The organism is Paenibacillus sp. RUD330 (genome assembly GCF_002243345.2).
In the GTDB taxonomy this organism is placed as follows: Bacteria; Bacillota; Bacilli; order Paenibacillales; family Paenibacillaceae; genus Paenibacillus_O.
The window spans coordinates 5,003,140-5,017,936 of the sequence record NZ_CP022655.2 but is presented as its reverse complement, the minus strand read 5'-3'; the positions used below and the strand labels follow the sequence as shown (position 1 = coordinate 5,017,936).

Sequence of the window (14,797 nt, the reverse complement as noted above, 5' to 3'; positions counted from 1 at the left end):
GTCAGAGGGGGAACCAATCGTGACCAGCATGCGCATATCCGGATTCAATTCCGGACTCGATATCGATGCCATGGTAAAGCAGATGATGAAGGCGGAGCGAGCCAAGCTAGACAAGCTCAAGCAGAGCCAGACGTCGATTACATGGCAGCAGGAGCAGTACCGGGATATCAGCACCTCTCTGGTGGACTTCCGTAACAACAAGCTCTCCAAGTACAACACGCTGAATTCCCTCAGCGCCAAAGTCTCCGAGGTGACGGGCAATACAGCTGCCGTGTCGGTAACGTCCACCAGCAGCGGAGCTTCCGGCTCCTTAAGCGTGACGGTTCAGAACCTGGCCACCTCTGCTTCTCTTTTGGGACAGACAGGGGCAACATCGGTCAAGGCGGATACGACCATGAGCGATCTGAATAATTCCGGTTCCAATAGCAACGAAATCAGCATCACTTCAGGCGGGAAAGAGTATAAATTCACTTTTCAACCGGATGAGCTCGTAAGCGATGTTGTGGCTCGAATCAATTCCAATAAAGAATTGAATGCGACGCTCATGATTGGAGCCGGAGGGGAACTGTCCATCCGGAGCAATGCGACCGGTCAGAACGAGCTGTCTATCAATGCGCCAAGCTTATTGAAAGCGGGAAGCACCCAAGCGCCTGCGAATGGCCTCGATGCCGCCTACACCGTCAATGGGATTTCAATGAAATCAGCCAGCAATTATGTCAGCGTGAACGGGTTCAACCTTCAACTAAAGGCGGAGACAGGCAGCGCCGGTGCGAGCACCGTATCGTCGAAGCTGGACACGGATTCTATCGTCAACACGATCAAGTCATTCATAAGCGACTACAACTCTTTGCTCGATCAGGTCAATACCAAGCTCAATGAACAACGGTACCGCACGTATGCTCCACTGACAGAGGAACAAAAGGCGGATATGAAGGAGAGCGAGGTTACTCTCTGGGAATCCAAAGCCAAGAGCGGCTTGCTCAAAAACGATTCCATCCTGAGCTCGATGGTTACGGATATGAGAACCGCGCTTGTATCTACCGTAACGACAGGGACGGGCGACGATGCCATCAAAACGGTTCAATCGCTCGGCATCGTGACCGGACAATGGTCGGAATACGGCAAGCTTAAAATTCAAGACGAGCAGCAGCTGAGAGCGGCAATCGAAAAAAATCCGGAACAGGTCATAGCCTTGTTCACCAGCAAGGATTCCAGTCCTTTACCGGATACCGATCCTAACAAACTGTCTAAATCCGTCGATCCCAAATGGGGAATTTTTGAACGATTGAGCAGTACCGTGATGAAGTCTCTCCAGCAGCTATCCGAGAAAGCGGGAACCTCGTCGTACAGCACAGACAAAAATGGAACCTTCATGGCCAATTCGATGCTAGGCGAACAGCTTCGTACTCTCGATACCCGAATCAGCGACATGAACCGCCTTCTGCTCAACAAGGAGAATCGTTACTATAAACAGTTTACCGCGATGGAAACGGCGATCAACCGCTACAGTTCCCAGTCGGGAGCCTTTGGAAGCCAATAAAAGGAGTGACCTGGTATGATACAGTCTCCCTACCAGAAATATCAGCAATTATCAGCCCAGACCGCCACGCCGATTCAGCTTGTGCTCATGCTCTATGATGGGGCCATTCGGTTCACCAAGCAGGGAATCATGGGAGTCGAGCAGCGCAATTACGAACTCGCCAACAATTGTTTCTGCAAAGCAGAGGCGATTTTGCATGAGCTGATCGCTTCCCTGAACTTCGATTATCCCCTTTCGAGCCAGCTGGTTCATATCTATGAATATATGCTCCATCAGCTGATTCAAGCCAATATCGGCAAGGATCCAAAGCAAGCGTTGGAAGTCGTCGCTCATCTGACCGAATTGAGAGAATCCTGGAAGAAAATAGCGGGCAACATGTCCCTGCAGCAGCAGGCATGAGTGTCGAGAGCAGGCTCAGACATCTGCAGGATTACACGGAGCAGCTGACCCAGCATCTGCACAAGGTCGAATATGAGCAGCTGGAAGAGCTCGTGGACCTCAGGGAAGACGTTTTGAACGGAATCCAAGACGGAGAGTTGACGGAAGAAGACCGGAGCAGGATTCAAGTCTTGCTCTCTTATGACGGGCCGATCCTCTCCAGGATGATTGAACTGAAAGAGGAGGCTTCGATGGCCCTGCTGAAAATAAATCAGTCCAGGTCACAGAAAAACGCCTACGAACAAACAAGTCTGCAAGGAAGTTATTTCATCGACAAAAGAAATTAAGGATTGCCTGTCATGCAGGCAATCCTTTTTTTTATCGGGTTAATAGATCGGTGAAGATAGGGAGTTTGCGGGCGCCTGGGAATTGAGCCAGCAGCTTCTGACGGTATTCTTCTTTTTTCCGCAGATCGACGGCATTTTTGAGGTAAAGCACATAAAGATAAATCTGCCCAGGCAGCTCTCGAATGGCTTCCTCGAGGAACGCAAGACCGTTCTCCACTAAATTCTGATGAAGATGGTGAATGGCCAGGTTTTCCATATTTTTTCCGTTCAAGGCATTCTGGTCCAGAAGGAGGCTGTAGTAGCTCAGGGCGATCTCGGTCTGCTCTTGAGCAAACATATAGTCGGCCATATGCTGGATGACGAAATCATGGGAATAGCGGTTGATCAGCTGGTCATAAATAGAGAACTCTCCTAAATGGAAGCTATCCTTCAACAAGTCAAGCAGGGGACCGGCGTTTTCCTCCGTCACGTCCTCTGCTTCTGTGTCTCCTCCAAGATAGGAACGGATGGCCTCGATCCGATGGGCGGCTTGATTTTGTTCCTCCGTGTCTTCAATTGCGAGGGGAGGTTCAAGGGTTAATCCCCATGCTCGAGAAGCCAAGGCATGAATTCTGGCCAACCGCTCTTGAGTGAATCCGGATGGAATGAGGGCTATGGTCTTTTCATATTCCTTTTTATCCTTGACAAGGAAGAAGTATTCCAGCTTGTCTTCGATGGATAAAGCGAGATCATCTGCTATAGACTCATAATAATGCCTGCTCAGTTCTTCCGCATGATTGGCCAGAGCCGACCGGAACAGAATGTAGCGGTGTTTGCTGTTATCGGGTTCGTAGAGCTTGTCCAACAGCTGGATGGTTGCCTCGACAGTTTCGAATCTCGTCATGATTTTGAGCAAGGCTCTGAGGGCGCTGTAATCGTATAAATCCTGCATGAGCAGTTTGGTCAAATAATGAACGGAGTCAGACCATTTTTTTTGCCATTCATAAATGGAGCTTAACTTGCGCATAGGAATGGTTGTGGCGTATTCGGCGCTTTCGAGCCAGAAAACCTGAGATTCCCTGGATTTTATAGCGGCGGTCTCAATCGTTTGTATATATGCCATCTCTGCTTCTTCCATGAAGCCGAGATGATGAAGAATAGCTGCCTTGTAAAACGCATATTCGGGATAATCCTTCCATGCGCTAAGCTTCTCCTCTGTGAGCTTCCAGGCATCAAACATCCGGTTTTGAACCAAATAGCTGTGAATAAGCGAGATGACGCAATGTGGGAACCAGGAGGAGTTAATCAACTTATTCTGTTTCTTAATGGCTCGTTCATAGTAATAAACCGCTTTTTGAAAATCCTTCCCTACGGCGCATTCATTGCCGAGAGTGTAGTAATCATAAGCGGTAAAGCCTTGCTTTTCTTTCAACTCCTTGAAAATGCCGGCATTCCGGTCCAGCTTGGCTTTACTGTTGACCATTTCCTCAAGATAGCCGGTATGGAAGAGAGAGACAGGAGCTAATGAAGACAGCAGCTCTCCCGATTCGGAACGGAGCTGTTCGTGGATTGGACGGTAATACTCAATGCCGTATCCGTTCGGAAACAGGCGGGGGATTTCACCGGAAGTAATAGAAGCCTGCTCCATGGATTTTCCTACAAAGTTGATGACATTAATAGAATAAATAAGATGAGGAGATGGCTCGGTCATTTCCAGGAACTGCCGAAGCTTCTCCGCATCGCCGGCGGCAAAATATTCGTCCGCATCCATGACAAGAATCCACTTTCCTGCTGCCCTTTTAACGCCTTCGTTGCGGGCTGCGGAAAAATCATTACTCCAGGCATACTCGTAAATCCGCGCCTGGTAGGACAAAGCAATTGCTTTCGTGCGGTCCGTCGAACCTGTATCAATGATGATAATTTCATCTACGGCGCTCTTGACGCTTTCCAGACAGCGTTCCAGCACATCCTGTTCGTTCTTGACGATCATGCACAAGGAAAGAAGCATATTCATTCTCCTATTATTCTTGATTTGCCTTAATTGTATATCGGATATCAATCGTTATTACAATAGATCGTATCAACAGCTTTTATGTTTCCGGTTGGAACGGAAAAACCCTTCCATTCTCCGGAGAGACGAAAGGGTGTCAGGCGAGTATACCTGTCGGCGCCACCGATTATCTCAAGCGTAGACGGTCGACAAAAATGGAGTTGATGCCGGTGAAAGCATATTCGTCGTATCCCTGCTGGTTCATGAAGTGGACGATGTTTTCGTTTTTGCTCCGATGAGCGAGCCTGATATCGTAGTCGATCATTTCAATGACCACAATGACAGGCCTTTTGGACTCAAAATCGATGGATTGCAAAATCTCCATATCCTTGCCTTCAAGATCAATGGACAGCAAGGCTGGAGGAGCATGAAGGAACTGATCCACCAGATCATTGTAAGAAATAGTAGGAACCTTAATATGATCAACGATGGACAGATAGGGATTTTTTTCACAGAATTCCATAGCTGACTCGTAGCTTGTCGTGCAAAGTCCATCCGAATTCAAAATATAGAAATCCTGGCTCCGGCCCGATTGCACATCCACGCAGCGGTTCAAGATCAAATCCCTGCTCCTCTCGGATTCAAGCTCTGGAATAAGGGATGGATTGGCTTCCACCAGAATGCCGGCAGCTCCCCTTGAGTACAAGGCGTAAGTATTGCTCAGGAATTTGGCATGATTCGCTCCCAGATCTACGTAGGTCGCGTCCCCGATTGAAATGTTAAGCATCTGCAAGATATAGAGAATAATGCTGTCTTCTCCGGATTGAGAGTAGGTCTCTTGCACATATGGAGAAGGAGCAGGAGCTTGTGCAGGAGAGCTGTTTCGTCCCAGCTGGTCAAGCTTATCGGCGAGAACGAGCAGCTGCTGCTTCTGCTGGAGACTTTCCTCGGTTAGCTCGACCAGATGTTCAATATATTGTTGGAGGATGGATTGATGCTGTTGAGCAGCAAGGGTGGCATCATCCTGCTGCAACTCGATTTGAGAGATTTTTTCCGCAAGCCATCTGTTATTGTTCACTATGCTCTCGATTTTTTGCTCCATTTCAAGAAGCTGCGAGTTGGGTTCCGGTACGCTGGGGGCGTTCATCGGATTCATTTGGGATCACCATCCGTAGTTTTCTGTTCCTGCATGCGGAGCAATTTTCAAGAAGCGAAATTTCATTCTAGTAGTTTACTCGGTACGAAGAAGGAATTCCGTTAGCGGCTTTGATGTCTTTCTTTATAATTTATATTGATATTAGAACAGACGATGTCGATATTAAAGTCAACGGATAGTCATAAAGGAGTCTTGAAGATGAATTCCAAAGAAAACAAGTCGGCTAGTAGCATCACATGGATCGGGCCGCAGCTGGAACAAGCGAGTCTTGCATTGGTAAATAGAGAAATCGGAATCCGGCTTGCAGATCGCCTGGACCTGGTATCCTTCTCGTATAAGAAAAAGAAAAATAATGGAGATATCGCTCCTGAATATAAAAAGATTGAAGAGAAGGCTTGGCAAGGAGACAGGTCTTCCATTGCAATCGCACATCAATGGCCCCCTGACTTTGAGCGGCCGAACAGCGAGAAATGGATTGTCATGCAGCCCTGGGAATTCGGAGCCATACCAAGGGAATGGTACATTCCGTTCAAGCACCATGCGGACGAGATATGGGTCTACTCTACCCATACAAAAGACTGTTATGTGAAATGCGGAATTCCGTCTGACAAAATCAAGATCATTCCGCTGGGAGTGGACCCTTCTCTCTACTTACCTGAGGGGTCCCGATATCCGCTTCCAACCAAAAAAAAATTCGTTTTCCTGTTTGTGGGTGGAACCATTTACCGCAAAGGAATCGATATCCTGCTTCAGGCTTATATCCAAGAATTCAGTCCTGAAGATGATGTTGTGCTCGTCATCAAGGACAACGGGCAAAAAACTTCCTATCAAGGGCAAACGAACGAGAAAGCCATTCAAGACATACAGAAAAACGACCGTTATCCTGAAATTGTCTATATAACGGATGATCTGAATCCCGGCGAGATGGCGGAATTGTACCGATCGGCGAATTGCCTGGTCCATCCATACAGGGGCGAAGGCTTCGGACTGCCGATTGCGGAGGCTATGGCTTGCGGCATCCCGCCGATCGTACCTGATCGCGGATCAAGCATGGATTTCTGCAGTGCAGAGACGGCAATCTTGGTTCCGAGCTTTGAAAAAAGCCAATTGAATATGAAACTTGGGGCTAGCGCCACCATTGACGTTCCTTGGGTAATTGAAATTCATTCCGAGGATCTTAGCCGGAGTATGAGATCGGCTTATGAGGAGCCGGAGCGGCTGCGAAAATTGGGGACGAACGCTTCCGAATTCATTAGGCGGGCCTTCACCTGGGATGCGACTGCCGACACGGTCGAAGCCGAGATCGGAAGAGCAATGGAAGAAGGAAAAGCGCGGATCAAATCGGAATCTGAAATCGTGGAGGAAGAGTCGAAAGTGGCTTTCGAGTTCTACACGGAAGGAAACGATGCCAAAGCCGAAACGATATTCAGGGCGATTTTGGATTACTACCCTCATCGAGCGGATGTTCGCTACAATCTTGCCGTTGTCTTGTTCCGGATGGGAAGCATTCAATCGGCGAGACATCATCTTCAGTGGATAACCGGGGTCATGAATAGCGAGACAGCGGAGTTCCAATCGGACATTTGGAACTTGCTTGGCGTGTGTTATTCGGAAACCCTGGAGTATTCGAAGGCAGCGGAAGCTTTCAAAAATTCTCTAGTCTGCAACGGAAGCCATCCTACTGCATCAGAAAGTCTCGCTTATGCAGAGACCATGCTGGAAACAAGTTGTGAAAGAAGCTTGGATGACATGTCGGGCAGTCCCGATCAAGAGGACTTCGCTCTTGCCCTGATCAACAACGAAATCCAGCTTGCAGAGATTCATTCGCTTTCTAACGAAGACCTGCAGTCCATTCTGGAGTCTGCTTTCCTTGCCGCATACTTTAAGGCTGCATCGATTCGGTATTACTTGGCCGGAATCATCATGCTGAAGCTGAACCGGATTGAAGAATCCACCGAGAGTTTGAAGCTGGCAGTCAATCATTTTCAAGAGGGAGAGCAGCCTGCGTTCCTCCGCTTCGCCTCGTTGAAGCATTTGGGTCTTGCCTATCTTAAAAAGAAAGACTTGCATCGGGCCATCCAGCATATGAGAGAGGCCAACGCTATGGCGGAGGCAACCGGGAGGGATAATGACGCCGGCCTTATCATGGAATGGATCGAAGAAGCGGAGAAAGAGCGGGAATCACTCCGCAACCATTACTCCAACCATGGCGAGAGCATGCCTCAAACTCAGCCCGCAGTTATAGCGGATGAAACCGGGGGACAGGCGAGGACCTTTCAGGATGAATGCTTGAAAGTCTATTTCAACGAAGGCGACCATGTTCTGGTGCTTGATCCTCCCCTGTTGGCGACATCGGCCTCCACATCGAATCGGGGGAAGGGAATGCTGGAGGTTGGAGGCATTGCCGTCACCCGCCTATCGATCTCCGAATTCAGGAACGAGCGGGGACTGAAGGTTGATGGAATCTACCTCGGCAAAGTGGCGGAGCGTCTCCTGCCCCATGAATGGGTCGAACTGGTCTCCCTCTGCGTCGGTTCCTTGAACTCCAAAGGCAAAATGATCGTTCTCAGCTATGACGTGGAGGCGCAAAAAAACGCCACTATGTTCTGGGAGAAGATCGAGCATGTACGCCCTTATTCTAGAACGCTCATGCATACCGTTCTCGCATCGGCGGGAATGTCGGTTACGCTTGCCTTCGATGCGGAAAGCGAGCAGGCCTATGGACTCGTAGCGCAAAAAAAACCTTATGAAGTCCTGTGGCAATCACCGGTTTATGATGCTTCAGGTTACGCCAATGAGCAGATCGACTACCTGGATTGCCTCAAACGCTTTCCGCTGAAGATACAGCTGAAGCCGAGAGAGATGACTCCCCGGCCTGAACTGCTCTTAGAAGAAAAATATCAATATTTGAGTGCCTTGCAAAAAAACCGCAATTCACATGGAATCGTTCACTACCAGGCTGGCCCGGGATATCATTTCGCTCCTCCCCTGGCTCCTGTGTCCATAGGCCGAACGATGTTTGAGACCGATCGAATACCGGGCGACTGGCTTCCCCACTTGAACGGGCTGACGGAAATATGGGTTCCTTCCGAATTCAATCGGGAAACGTTCGCTTCATCCGGAATAGACCGCTCCAAGCTGGCCGTCATCCCCGAAGTGCTGGATGAGCGGAGATACGACGAGAGCTCGATACGGCCGTTTCCTCTAAAGGAAGTCAAGGATTATGTGTTCGTATCGAATTTTGACTGGAGCAAGCGCAAGGGATGGGACGTGCTCATCCGAGCTTATGTCCAGGAATTCGGCGCATACGAGAATGTATCGCTCGTTCTCAAGGTGAACTTATCCCTTAAGCCAGAGAGCAATCCGAGCATGGAGATTATGTCTCTCGTCAGGGAAATGGGCTTGAGCGCTTTTCCGCATATTCAGGTGATCGATTCTTACCTGGGAGAGAATGAGCTTCTCGGCCTGTATCGGGCATGCGACGCATACGTCATGCCTTCCAGGGGGGAAGGCTGGGGCAGGCCGTATTGGGATGCCATGGCGCTGGGATTGCCCACGATCGGTACCCGATGGAGCGGACAGCTGGAATTCATGACAGATGAGAACAGCTATCTGATTGATGTTGAAGATTTGCTTCCAGTGAGCGAAGATATGCCATCTATGTTCCATGGACACAGATGGGCGGAGCCGAGTGTCGGACATCTTCAGCGGCTCATGCGGCATGTATTCCAGAATCGGGAAGAGGCCAAGGAGAAAGGGAGCTTTGCCAAAGCGGATCTGCATCAGCGATTTTCGAAGCAAAGAGTCGGACAAATGATGTTCGACCGCATTGAAATGCGGGTTCAACACTTTCTCGAAAGCGGCGAGGCTTAAACAGGAAATATACTTTTCGCCCTAAACAGACAGGCTTACCGACAAATTCGGTCATACTTAGACAAGATGCGAGATCATTCATTCAGATGTGAGCGGAATCAGATCTACTTTCGGATTTTGAAGCGCCGCAACGGCAATGAATCCGCTTCCATCTCATATTGACAACTGTTTTAATCCGGTGCTATAGTCAAAATGTGGGCCATGCATACAAGGCGTCTCACAGCATTTGAAGATGAAGGGAATGTTCTGAATGCAAGGTAAAGTGAAATGGTTCAATGCAGAAAAAGGCTACGGATTCATCGAGACTGAGCAAGGCGGCGACGTATTTGTTCACTTCTCCGCTATCCAATCCGAGGGCTTCAAAACCCTGGAAGAAGGCCAATCCGTCGAGTTCGACATCGTAGAAGGCGCTCGCGGTCCACAAGCTGCCAACGTAGTCAAACTGTAATCATCCGGCCGTTCGGCCATGCATAGATGATTGACGAGAATGACAAGTGCCTGTACGGGGCTCTGCAATCGCAGGGCCTCTTTTTTTGTCTTCCTTTTTCGGAAATCCATGATTTTTATCGATTGAATGCGGTTAGTAAGACATTATAGCCAACTCAAAGAGGGAGGGACGAAAGTCGGATGCCGTTTTTTTCATCGGCATTCTATAGGAAGAACAAGATCGAATCTGCGGAGCAATGCCAGCATAAATAGTATTCAGAATATTCACAATTGCTAAATAAGTCTTTTGATTTGAAAGCGCAACCCATGTTATAATGGGACCATGCAAAGGAGGAGTGCTCAATGAACTACAACATTCGAGGTCAAAACATTCAGGTGACGGACGCCATGCGCGATTACGTCGAGAAGAAGTTGAACCGACTGGAAAAGTATTTTGATGCCCCCCTCAACACAGACTCCAATGTGACGATGGCTGTCCACAAGGGACGCCACGGCGTCGAGGTTACGATTCCGATGACGGGAGTCATTCTCCGGGCCGAAGAGAAAAGCCCCGACATGTACGCCTCGGTGGATACGGTCGTCGACAAGCTGGAGCGCCAGATCCGGAAATACAAAACGAAGGTCAACCGCAAATTCCGGCAGAATGAAAGCATCAAAACGCTGTTCCGCGAGGACGACGTGAGCTCCGTTCAGCTGCATGATCCTGAAGACGACCTTGAAGTTGTACGAATGAAGAAGTTCCAACTGAAGCCGATGGATGTGGAGGAAGCCATACTCCAGATGGATATGGTCGGACACAGCTTTTATGTCTTCTCCAACATCGAGACCAAGGAAGTGAACGTGGTCTATCGCCGCAATGACGGCAAGTACGGCTTGATCGAACAGGGCTGAACAACAGCCCGAGCCGATCGTTGAAGTTGCCTCCCATAACGAATCCAAACCCGCCCTTTCCTTTGCCGGAGAGGGCTTTCTGCGTCCATTCCAGCCGTTGCCTGGCAACTAGACGGCGGGTAGGCGCGTATATAGATTGACGATTGTTTTGCGCAGCAACGATGCCCGTTGTTTTAGTACGCAAGCTTTTTATCGCTTAAATGTAGAAGAAGCCCTATTACTTATTGGAAATGATTTGCCTCTCATTGCTACAGGGTCGGCTAACTGTTAAAATTAAGGCAAAGTGGGTTTACGAAAGGGGAAAACCATGCTCGGACTGGTGAAGAAGATATTCGGCGACGCGAATGAGCGGGAAGTAAAACGGCTCTTGCGAACGGTCGAAGCGATAAATGGAATCGAGCCGGAGTTTGCGGCATTGACGGACGAGCAGCTGCGGGCCAAGACACAGGAATTCCGCGACCGCCTCGAGAACGGCGAGGAGCTTGACGACCTGCTGCCGGAAGCTTACGCGACGGTCCGCGAAGCGGGCAAGCGCGTTCTCGGCATGCGGCATTTCGATGTGCAGCTGATCGGCGGCATGGCGCTGCATGAAGGCAAGATCGCGGAGATGAAAACAGGCGAGGGCAAAACGCTGGTCGGAACATTGCCTGTTTATTTGAACGCCCTTCTCGGCAAAGGCGTGCATGTCGTCACGGTCAATGACTATCTGGCCTCGCGCGACAGCGAGATCATGCGTCCGCTGTATGAGTTCCTCGGCATGACGGTCGGCTGCAACCTGCATTCCCTTTCCCATGAGGAGAAGCAGGAAGCTTATGCCTGCGACATCACATACGGAACGAACAACGAATTCGGCTTCGACTATCTCCGCGACAACATGGTCCTTTATAAAGAACAAATGGTTCAGAAGCCTCTCTACTTCGCCATCATCGACGAAGTGGACTCCATTCTCATCGATGAGGCCCGTACGCCGCTCATCATTTCGGGACAAGCGGCCAAGTCGACGGAGCTGTACCATTCGGCGGACAAGTTCGTCAGCCGCCTGAAGCATGAGGACGACTACACCGTCGACATCAAGCTGCGTTCCGTCATGCTGACGGAAGCCGGCGTGGAGAAGGCGGAGAAGGCGTTCGGAGTCGAGAATCTGTTCGACCATGTCAACGTGACGCTCAACCATCATATCCAGCAGGCGCTCAAGGCGCATGCGATCATGAAGCGCGACGTAGACTATGTCGTGCAGGAAGAAGAAGTGCTCATCGTCGACGAGTTCACGGGCCGGATCATGTCCGGACGCCGCTACAGCGACGGCCTCCACCAGGCCATCGAGGCGAAGGAAGACCTCAAGGTCCAGAACGAGAGCATGACGCTCGCGACGATCACCTTCCAGAACTACTTCCGGATGTACCGCAAGCTGGCCGGCATGACCGGTACGGCCAAGACGGAGGAAGAGGAGTTCAAGAAGATCTACGGCCTCGAGGTGCTTCAAGTACCGACGAACCGCACGATGATCCGTCAAGACAGCGCGGACGTGGTCTACAAGACCGAGATGGGCAAGTTCAAGGCGGTCGTAGAGGAGATCGTGGAGCGGCACGGCAAGAACCAGCCGGTGCTCGTCGGCACGGTATCGATCGAGAACTCCGAGAAGCTGTCGGAAATGCTCAAGAAGCGCGGCATCACGCATAAGGTCCTCAACGCCAAGTACCACGCCGAGGAAGCGGAGATCATCTCCCGCGCCGGACAAGCCGGCTCCGTCACGATCGCGACGAACATGGCCGGCCGCGGCACGGACATCCTGCTCGGCGATACGGTGCATGACATCGGCGGCCTTCATATCATCGGCACGGAGCGCCATGAGAGCCGCCGCATCGACAACCAGCTGCGCGGACGCGCGGGACGTCAAGGCGATCCGGGCTCCTCGAGCTTCTACCTGTCGCTCGAAGACGATCTGATGCGCCGCTTCGGCTCCGAAAATATCATGGGCATGATGGAGCGTCTCGGCTTCGAGGAAGACCAGCCGATCGAAAGCCGCCTTATCACGAAGGCGATCGAATCCGCCCAGAAGCGCGTCGAGGGCAACAACTTCGACACGCGCAAAGTCGTCCTGCAATATGACGACGTCATGAACCAGCAGCGCGAGATCATCTACAAGCAGCGCCGCGAGGTGCTGTTCTCGGAGAACATCCGCGATATCGTCATGGATATGGTCAAGCCGGTCATCGACCGCATCATCGAAGCCCATTGTCCGAAGGACGAGGTTCCGGAGAACTGGGATCTGCAAGCCATCGTGGATTATGCCGAAGCGACCTTCCTCAACGAGGGATCCGTCACGAAGGATGACCTGTGGGGCAAGGAGCCGGAGGAAATGTCCGAATTCCTGTTCGGCAAGCTGACGGCGCTCTACGACGAGCGCGAGGAAGCCATGGGCAGCGAGACGATGCGCGAATTCGAGAAGGTCATCGTGCTGCGCGCCGTGGACAGCAAGTGGATGGATCACATCGACGCCATGGACCAGCTGCGTCAGGGCATCCATCTTCGCGCTTACGGCGGCACGGACCCGCTCCGCGAGTACCAGTTCGAAGGCTTCGAGATGTTCAAGGAAATGATCGACACCATCCAGGAAGAAGTCACGAAGTACATCATGAAGGCCCAAGTCGAGCAGAACCTGGAGCGCCAGGAAGTCGTCAAGGGCCAGGTCGTGGAAATGGGCGGCAGCAGCGAAGGCCGCGAGCAGCGTCCGGCTAAGCGCGAGGAGCGCATCGGCCGCAACGATCCTTGCCCATGCGGCAGCGGCAAGAAATACAAGCTCTGCCACGGCAAGTAAGGAACTCCGCTGCATGGCCGGATTGACTGGAACGAATCAAGGCTGTGAACCGCAAGGCGATGTGCCTGACGGGCAGCAGTCCCAACAGCATGAGAGGCCGGGAGAGACGCGTCTTGCGCGCCTGCTCCCGGCTCCTGTCATGAATAGACGAAAATTTGAGGTGAAGCATTGTCATGATCGACGTAACGGTTAAGCAAGACCTGCGCGAGGCGGCAAAGCGGCTCCAAGCTCTCAGGGGGTCTCTTTGACTTAGATCTCAAGCAGGAGATCATAGCCAACTTTGAAGAGAAGATGACCGCTCCCGATTTTTGGGACGACAACGAGAAGGCGCAGAAGGTCATCGCCGAAATGAATGCGGTCAAGTCCGTCGTAGAACTGTACGACAGGCTCGCTTCCCAGCAGGAGGATCTGGAGACGCTGTTGGAGCTGGCCGGCGAGGAAGAGGATGAATCTCTCGATGCCGAGCTGACCGACGGCGTGGCCGACCTGATGGGCAAGATCGGCGATTTCGAGCTGCAGCTGCTGCTCAACCAGCCGTATGACAGGCTGGATGCGATTCTGGAGCTGCATCCGGGAGCCGGCGGCACGGAGTCCCAGGACTGGGGCCAGATGCTGTACCGCATGTACACGCGCTGGGCGGAGAAGCACGGCTACAAGGTCGAGCTGCTGGATTACTTGCCCGGCGACGAAGCCGGCATCAAGAGCGTCACGATCTCCATCAAGGGCCACAATGCGTACGGATACCTGAAGGCGGAGAAAGGCGTTCACCGGCTCGTGCGGATTTCCCCGTTCGACGCTTCGGGCCGCCGCCACACCTCCTTCGTCTCCTGCGACGTCATGCCGGAGATCGAGGATGATATCGAGATCGAGATTCGTCCGGAGGACCTCAAGGTCGACACGTACCGCTCCAGCGGCGCCGGCGGCCAGCACGTCAACAAGACGGAATCCGCGATCCGGATCACCCACCTTCCGAGCGGGATCGTCGTCGCTTGCCAGACGCAGCGCTCCCAGATCCAGAACCGCGAGCAGGCGATGAAGATGCTCCGCTCCAAGCTCTACGAGCGCAAGATCGAGGAGCAGCAGAAGCATCTGGCCGAGATCCGCGGGGAGCAGTCGGAGATCGCCTGGGGCAGCCAGATCCGCTCTTATGTCTTCCATCCGTACAGCATGGTCAAGGACCATCGCACCTCGGTGGAGACGGGCAACGTCGGGGCCGTCATGGACGGCGATCTCGACGCTTTCATCAACGGTTATCTGCGCCACCAGATCAGGCATCAGCCGGAAGCCTGAGGGCAAGCCATGAACGGCATGCAGCGAATAGAAGCACGGAAGAGTTCCAACACTGGATACAGTGTGGAACTCTTTTTCGCGCGGAATG

10 protein-coding genes are annotated in these 14,797 nt (G+C 51.7%); 8 read left to right on the top strand and 2 right to left on the bottom strand.

Annotated features, from left to right (window positions below):
• Positions 1 to 28 precede the first annotated feature (28 nt).
• The 3 genes from fliD to fliT are packed head-to-tail and all read left to right on the top strand — an operon-like array spanning position 29 to position 2,265.
• On the top strand, positions 29 to 1,540 hold the full coding sequence (fliD, locus tag CIC07_RS22785) for a flagellar filament capping protein FliD (RefSeq protein WP_076358044.1): 1,512 nt from the start codon (positions 29 to 31) through the stop codon (positions 1,538 to 1,540).
• Between the two features lie 15 nt (positions 1,541 to 1,555).
• The gene (gene fliS / locus CIC07_RS22780) at positions 1,556 to 1,939 is read left to right on the top strand and encodes a flagellar export chaperone FliS (protein WP_076357821.1); all 384 of its coding nucleotides are present in this window, start codon (positions 1,556 to 1,558) and stop codon (positions 1,937 to 1,939) included.
• Positions 1,936 to 2,265 (top strand): flagellar protein FliT, encoded by a 330-nt coding sequence (gene fliT, locus CIC07_RS22775; protein ID WP_076357822.1) that lies wholly within the window; start codon positions 1,936 to 1,938, stop codon positions 2,263 to 2,265. The genes fliS and fliT overlap by 4 nt, the downstream gene beginning before the upstream one ends.
• 31 nt (positions 2,266 to 2,296) lie before the next feature.
• On the opposite strand, the gene CIC07_RS22770 is transcribed toward fliT, so the two are convergent.
• Positions 2,297 to 4,252, bottom strand: coding sequence for a glycosyltransferase family 2 protein (locus CIC07_RS22770; protein WP_076357823.1), 1,956 nt, complete (start codon positions 4,250 to 4,252; stop codon positions 2,297 to 2,299).
• Positions 4,253 to 4,421: 169 nt separating this feature from the next.
• Complete coding sequence (locus CIC07_RS22765) at positions 4,422 to 5,390, bottom strand: FkbM family methyltransferase (RefSeq protein WP_076357824.1); 969 nt, start codon at positions 5,388 to 5,390, stop codon at positions 4,422 to 4,424.
• A 198-nt stretch (positions 5,391 to 5,588) separates the two neighbouring features.
• Between CIC07_RS22765 and CIC07_RS22760 the strand changes: the two genes are divergently transcribed.
• The 5 genes from CIC07_RS22760 (at position 5,589) to prfB (ending at position 14,709) form a co-directional block, all read left to right on the top strand.
• Positions 5,589 to 9,263 carry a glycosyltransferase gene (locus CIC07_RS22760; protein WP_076357825.1) on the top strand — a complete coding sequence of 1,225 codons (3,675 nt, stop codon included), beginning with the start codon at positions 5,589 to 5,591 and terminating at the stop codon, positions 9,261 to 9,263.
• Between the two features lie 250 nt (positions 9,264 to 9,513).
• Positions 9,514 to 9,711: a cold-shock protein gene (locus CIC07_RS22755; RefSeq protein WP_028599014.1), complete on the top strand. Its 198-nt coding sequence runs from the start codon at positions 9,514 to 9,516 to the stop codon at positions 9,709 to 9,711.
• Positions 9,712 to 10,052: 341 nt separating this feature from the next.
• Positions 10,053 to 10,601 carry a ribosome hibernation-promoting factor, HPF/YfiA family gene (gene hpf / locus CIC07_RS22750; protein WP_048745177.1) on the top strand — a complete coding sequence of 183 codons (549 nt, stop codon included), beginning with the start codon at positions 10,053 to 10,055 and terminating at the stop codon, positions 10,599 to 10,601.
• A 307-nt stretch (positions 10,602 to 10,908) separates the two neighbouring features.
• Positions 10,909 to 13,419 carry a preprotein translocase subunit SecA gene (gene secA, locus CIC07_RS22745; protein ID WP_076357826.1) on the top strand — a complete coding sequence of 837 codons (2,511 nt, stop codon included), beginning with the start codon at positions 10,909 to 10,911 and terminating at the stop codon, positions 13,417 to 13,419.
• A gap of 173 nt (positions 13,420 to 13,592) precedes the next feature.
• Positions 13,593 to 14,709 (top strand): peptide chain release factor 2 gene (gene prfB, locus CIC07_RS22740; protein ID WP_234992968.1). Its coding sequence is split into 2 segments (ribosomal slippage): positions 13,593 to 13,664 and positions 13,666 to 14,709, totalling 1,116 coding nucleotides; the frame shifts between segments, so codons are not numbered across the junction.
• The last annotated feature ends 88 nt before the right edge of the window (positions 14,710 to 14,797 follow it).

Excerpts from the sequence above, each read along its gene's own strand:
- secA (WP_076357826.1), top strand. The coding sequence starts at position 10,909 with ATGCTCGGACTGGTGAAGAAGATATTCGGCGACGCGAATGAGCGGGAA.
- CIC07_RS22765 (WP_076357824.1), bottom strand. The coding sequence starts at position 5,390 with ATGAATCCGATGAACGCCCCCAGCGTACCGGAACCCAACTCGCAGCTT.
- CIC07_RS22770 (WP_076357823.1), bottom strand. The coding sequence starts at position 4,252 with ATGCTTCTTTCCTTGTGCATGATCGTCAAGAACGAACAGGATGTGCTG.
- hpf (WP_048745177.1), top strand. The coding sequence starts at position 10,053 with ATGAACTACAACATTCGAGGTCAAAACATTCAGGTGACGGACGCCATG.
- CIC07_RS22755 (WP_028599014.1), top strand. The coding sequence starts at position 9,514 with ATGCAAGGTAAAGTGAAATGGTTCAATGCAGAAAAAGGCTACGGATTC.
- fliS (WP_076357821.1), top strand. The coding sequence starts at position 1,556 with ATGATACAGTCTCCCTACCAGAAATATCAGCAATTATCAGCCCAGACC.
- fliT (WP_076357822.1), top strand. The coding sequence starts at position 1,936 with ATGAGTGTCGAGAGCAGGCTCAGACATCTGCAGGATTACACGGAGCAG.
- fliD (WP_076358044.1), top strand. The coding sequence starts at position 29 with ATGCGCATATCCGGATTCAATTCCGGACTCGATATCGATGCCATGGTA.
- CIC07_RS22760 (WP_076357825.1), top strand. The coding sequence starts at position 5,589 with ATGAATTCCAAAGAAAACAAGTCGGCTAGTAGCATCACATGGATCGGG.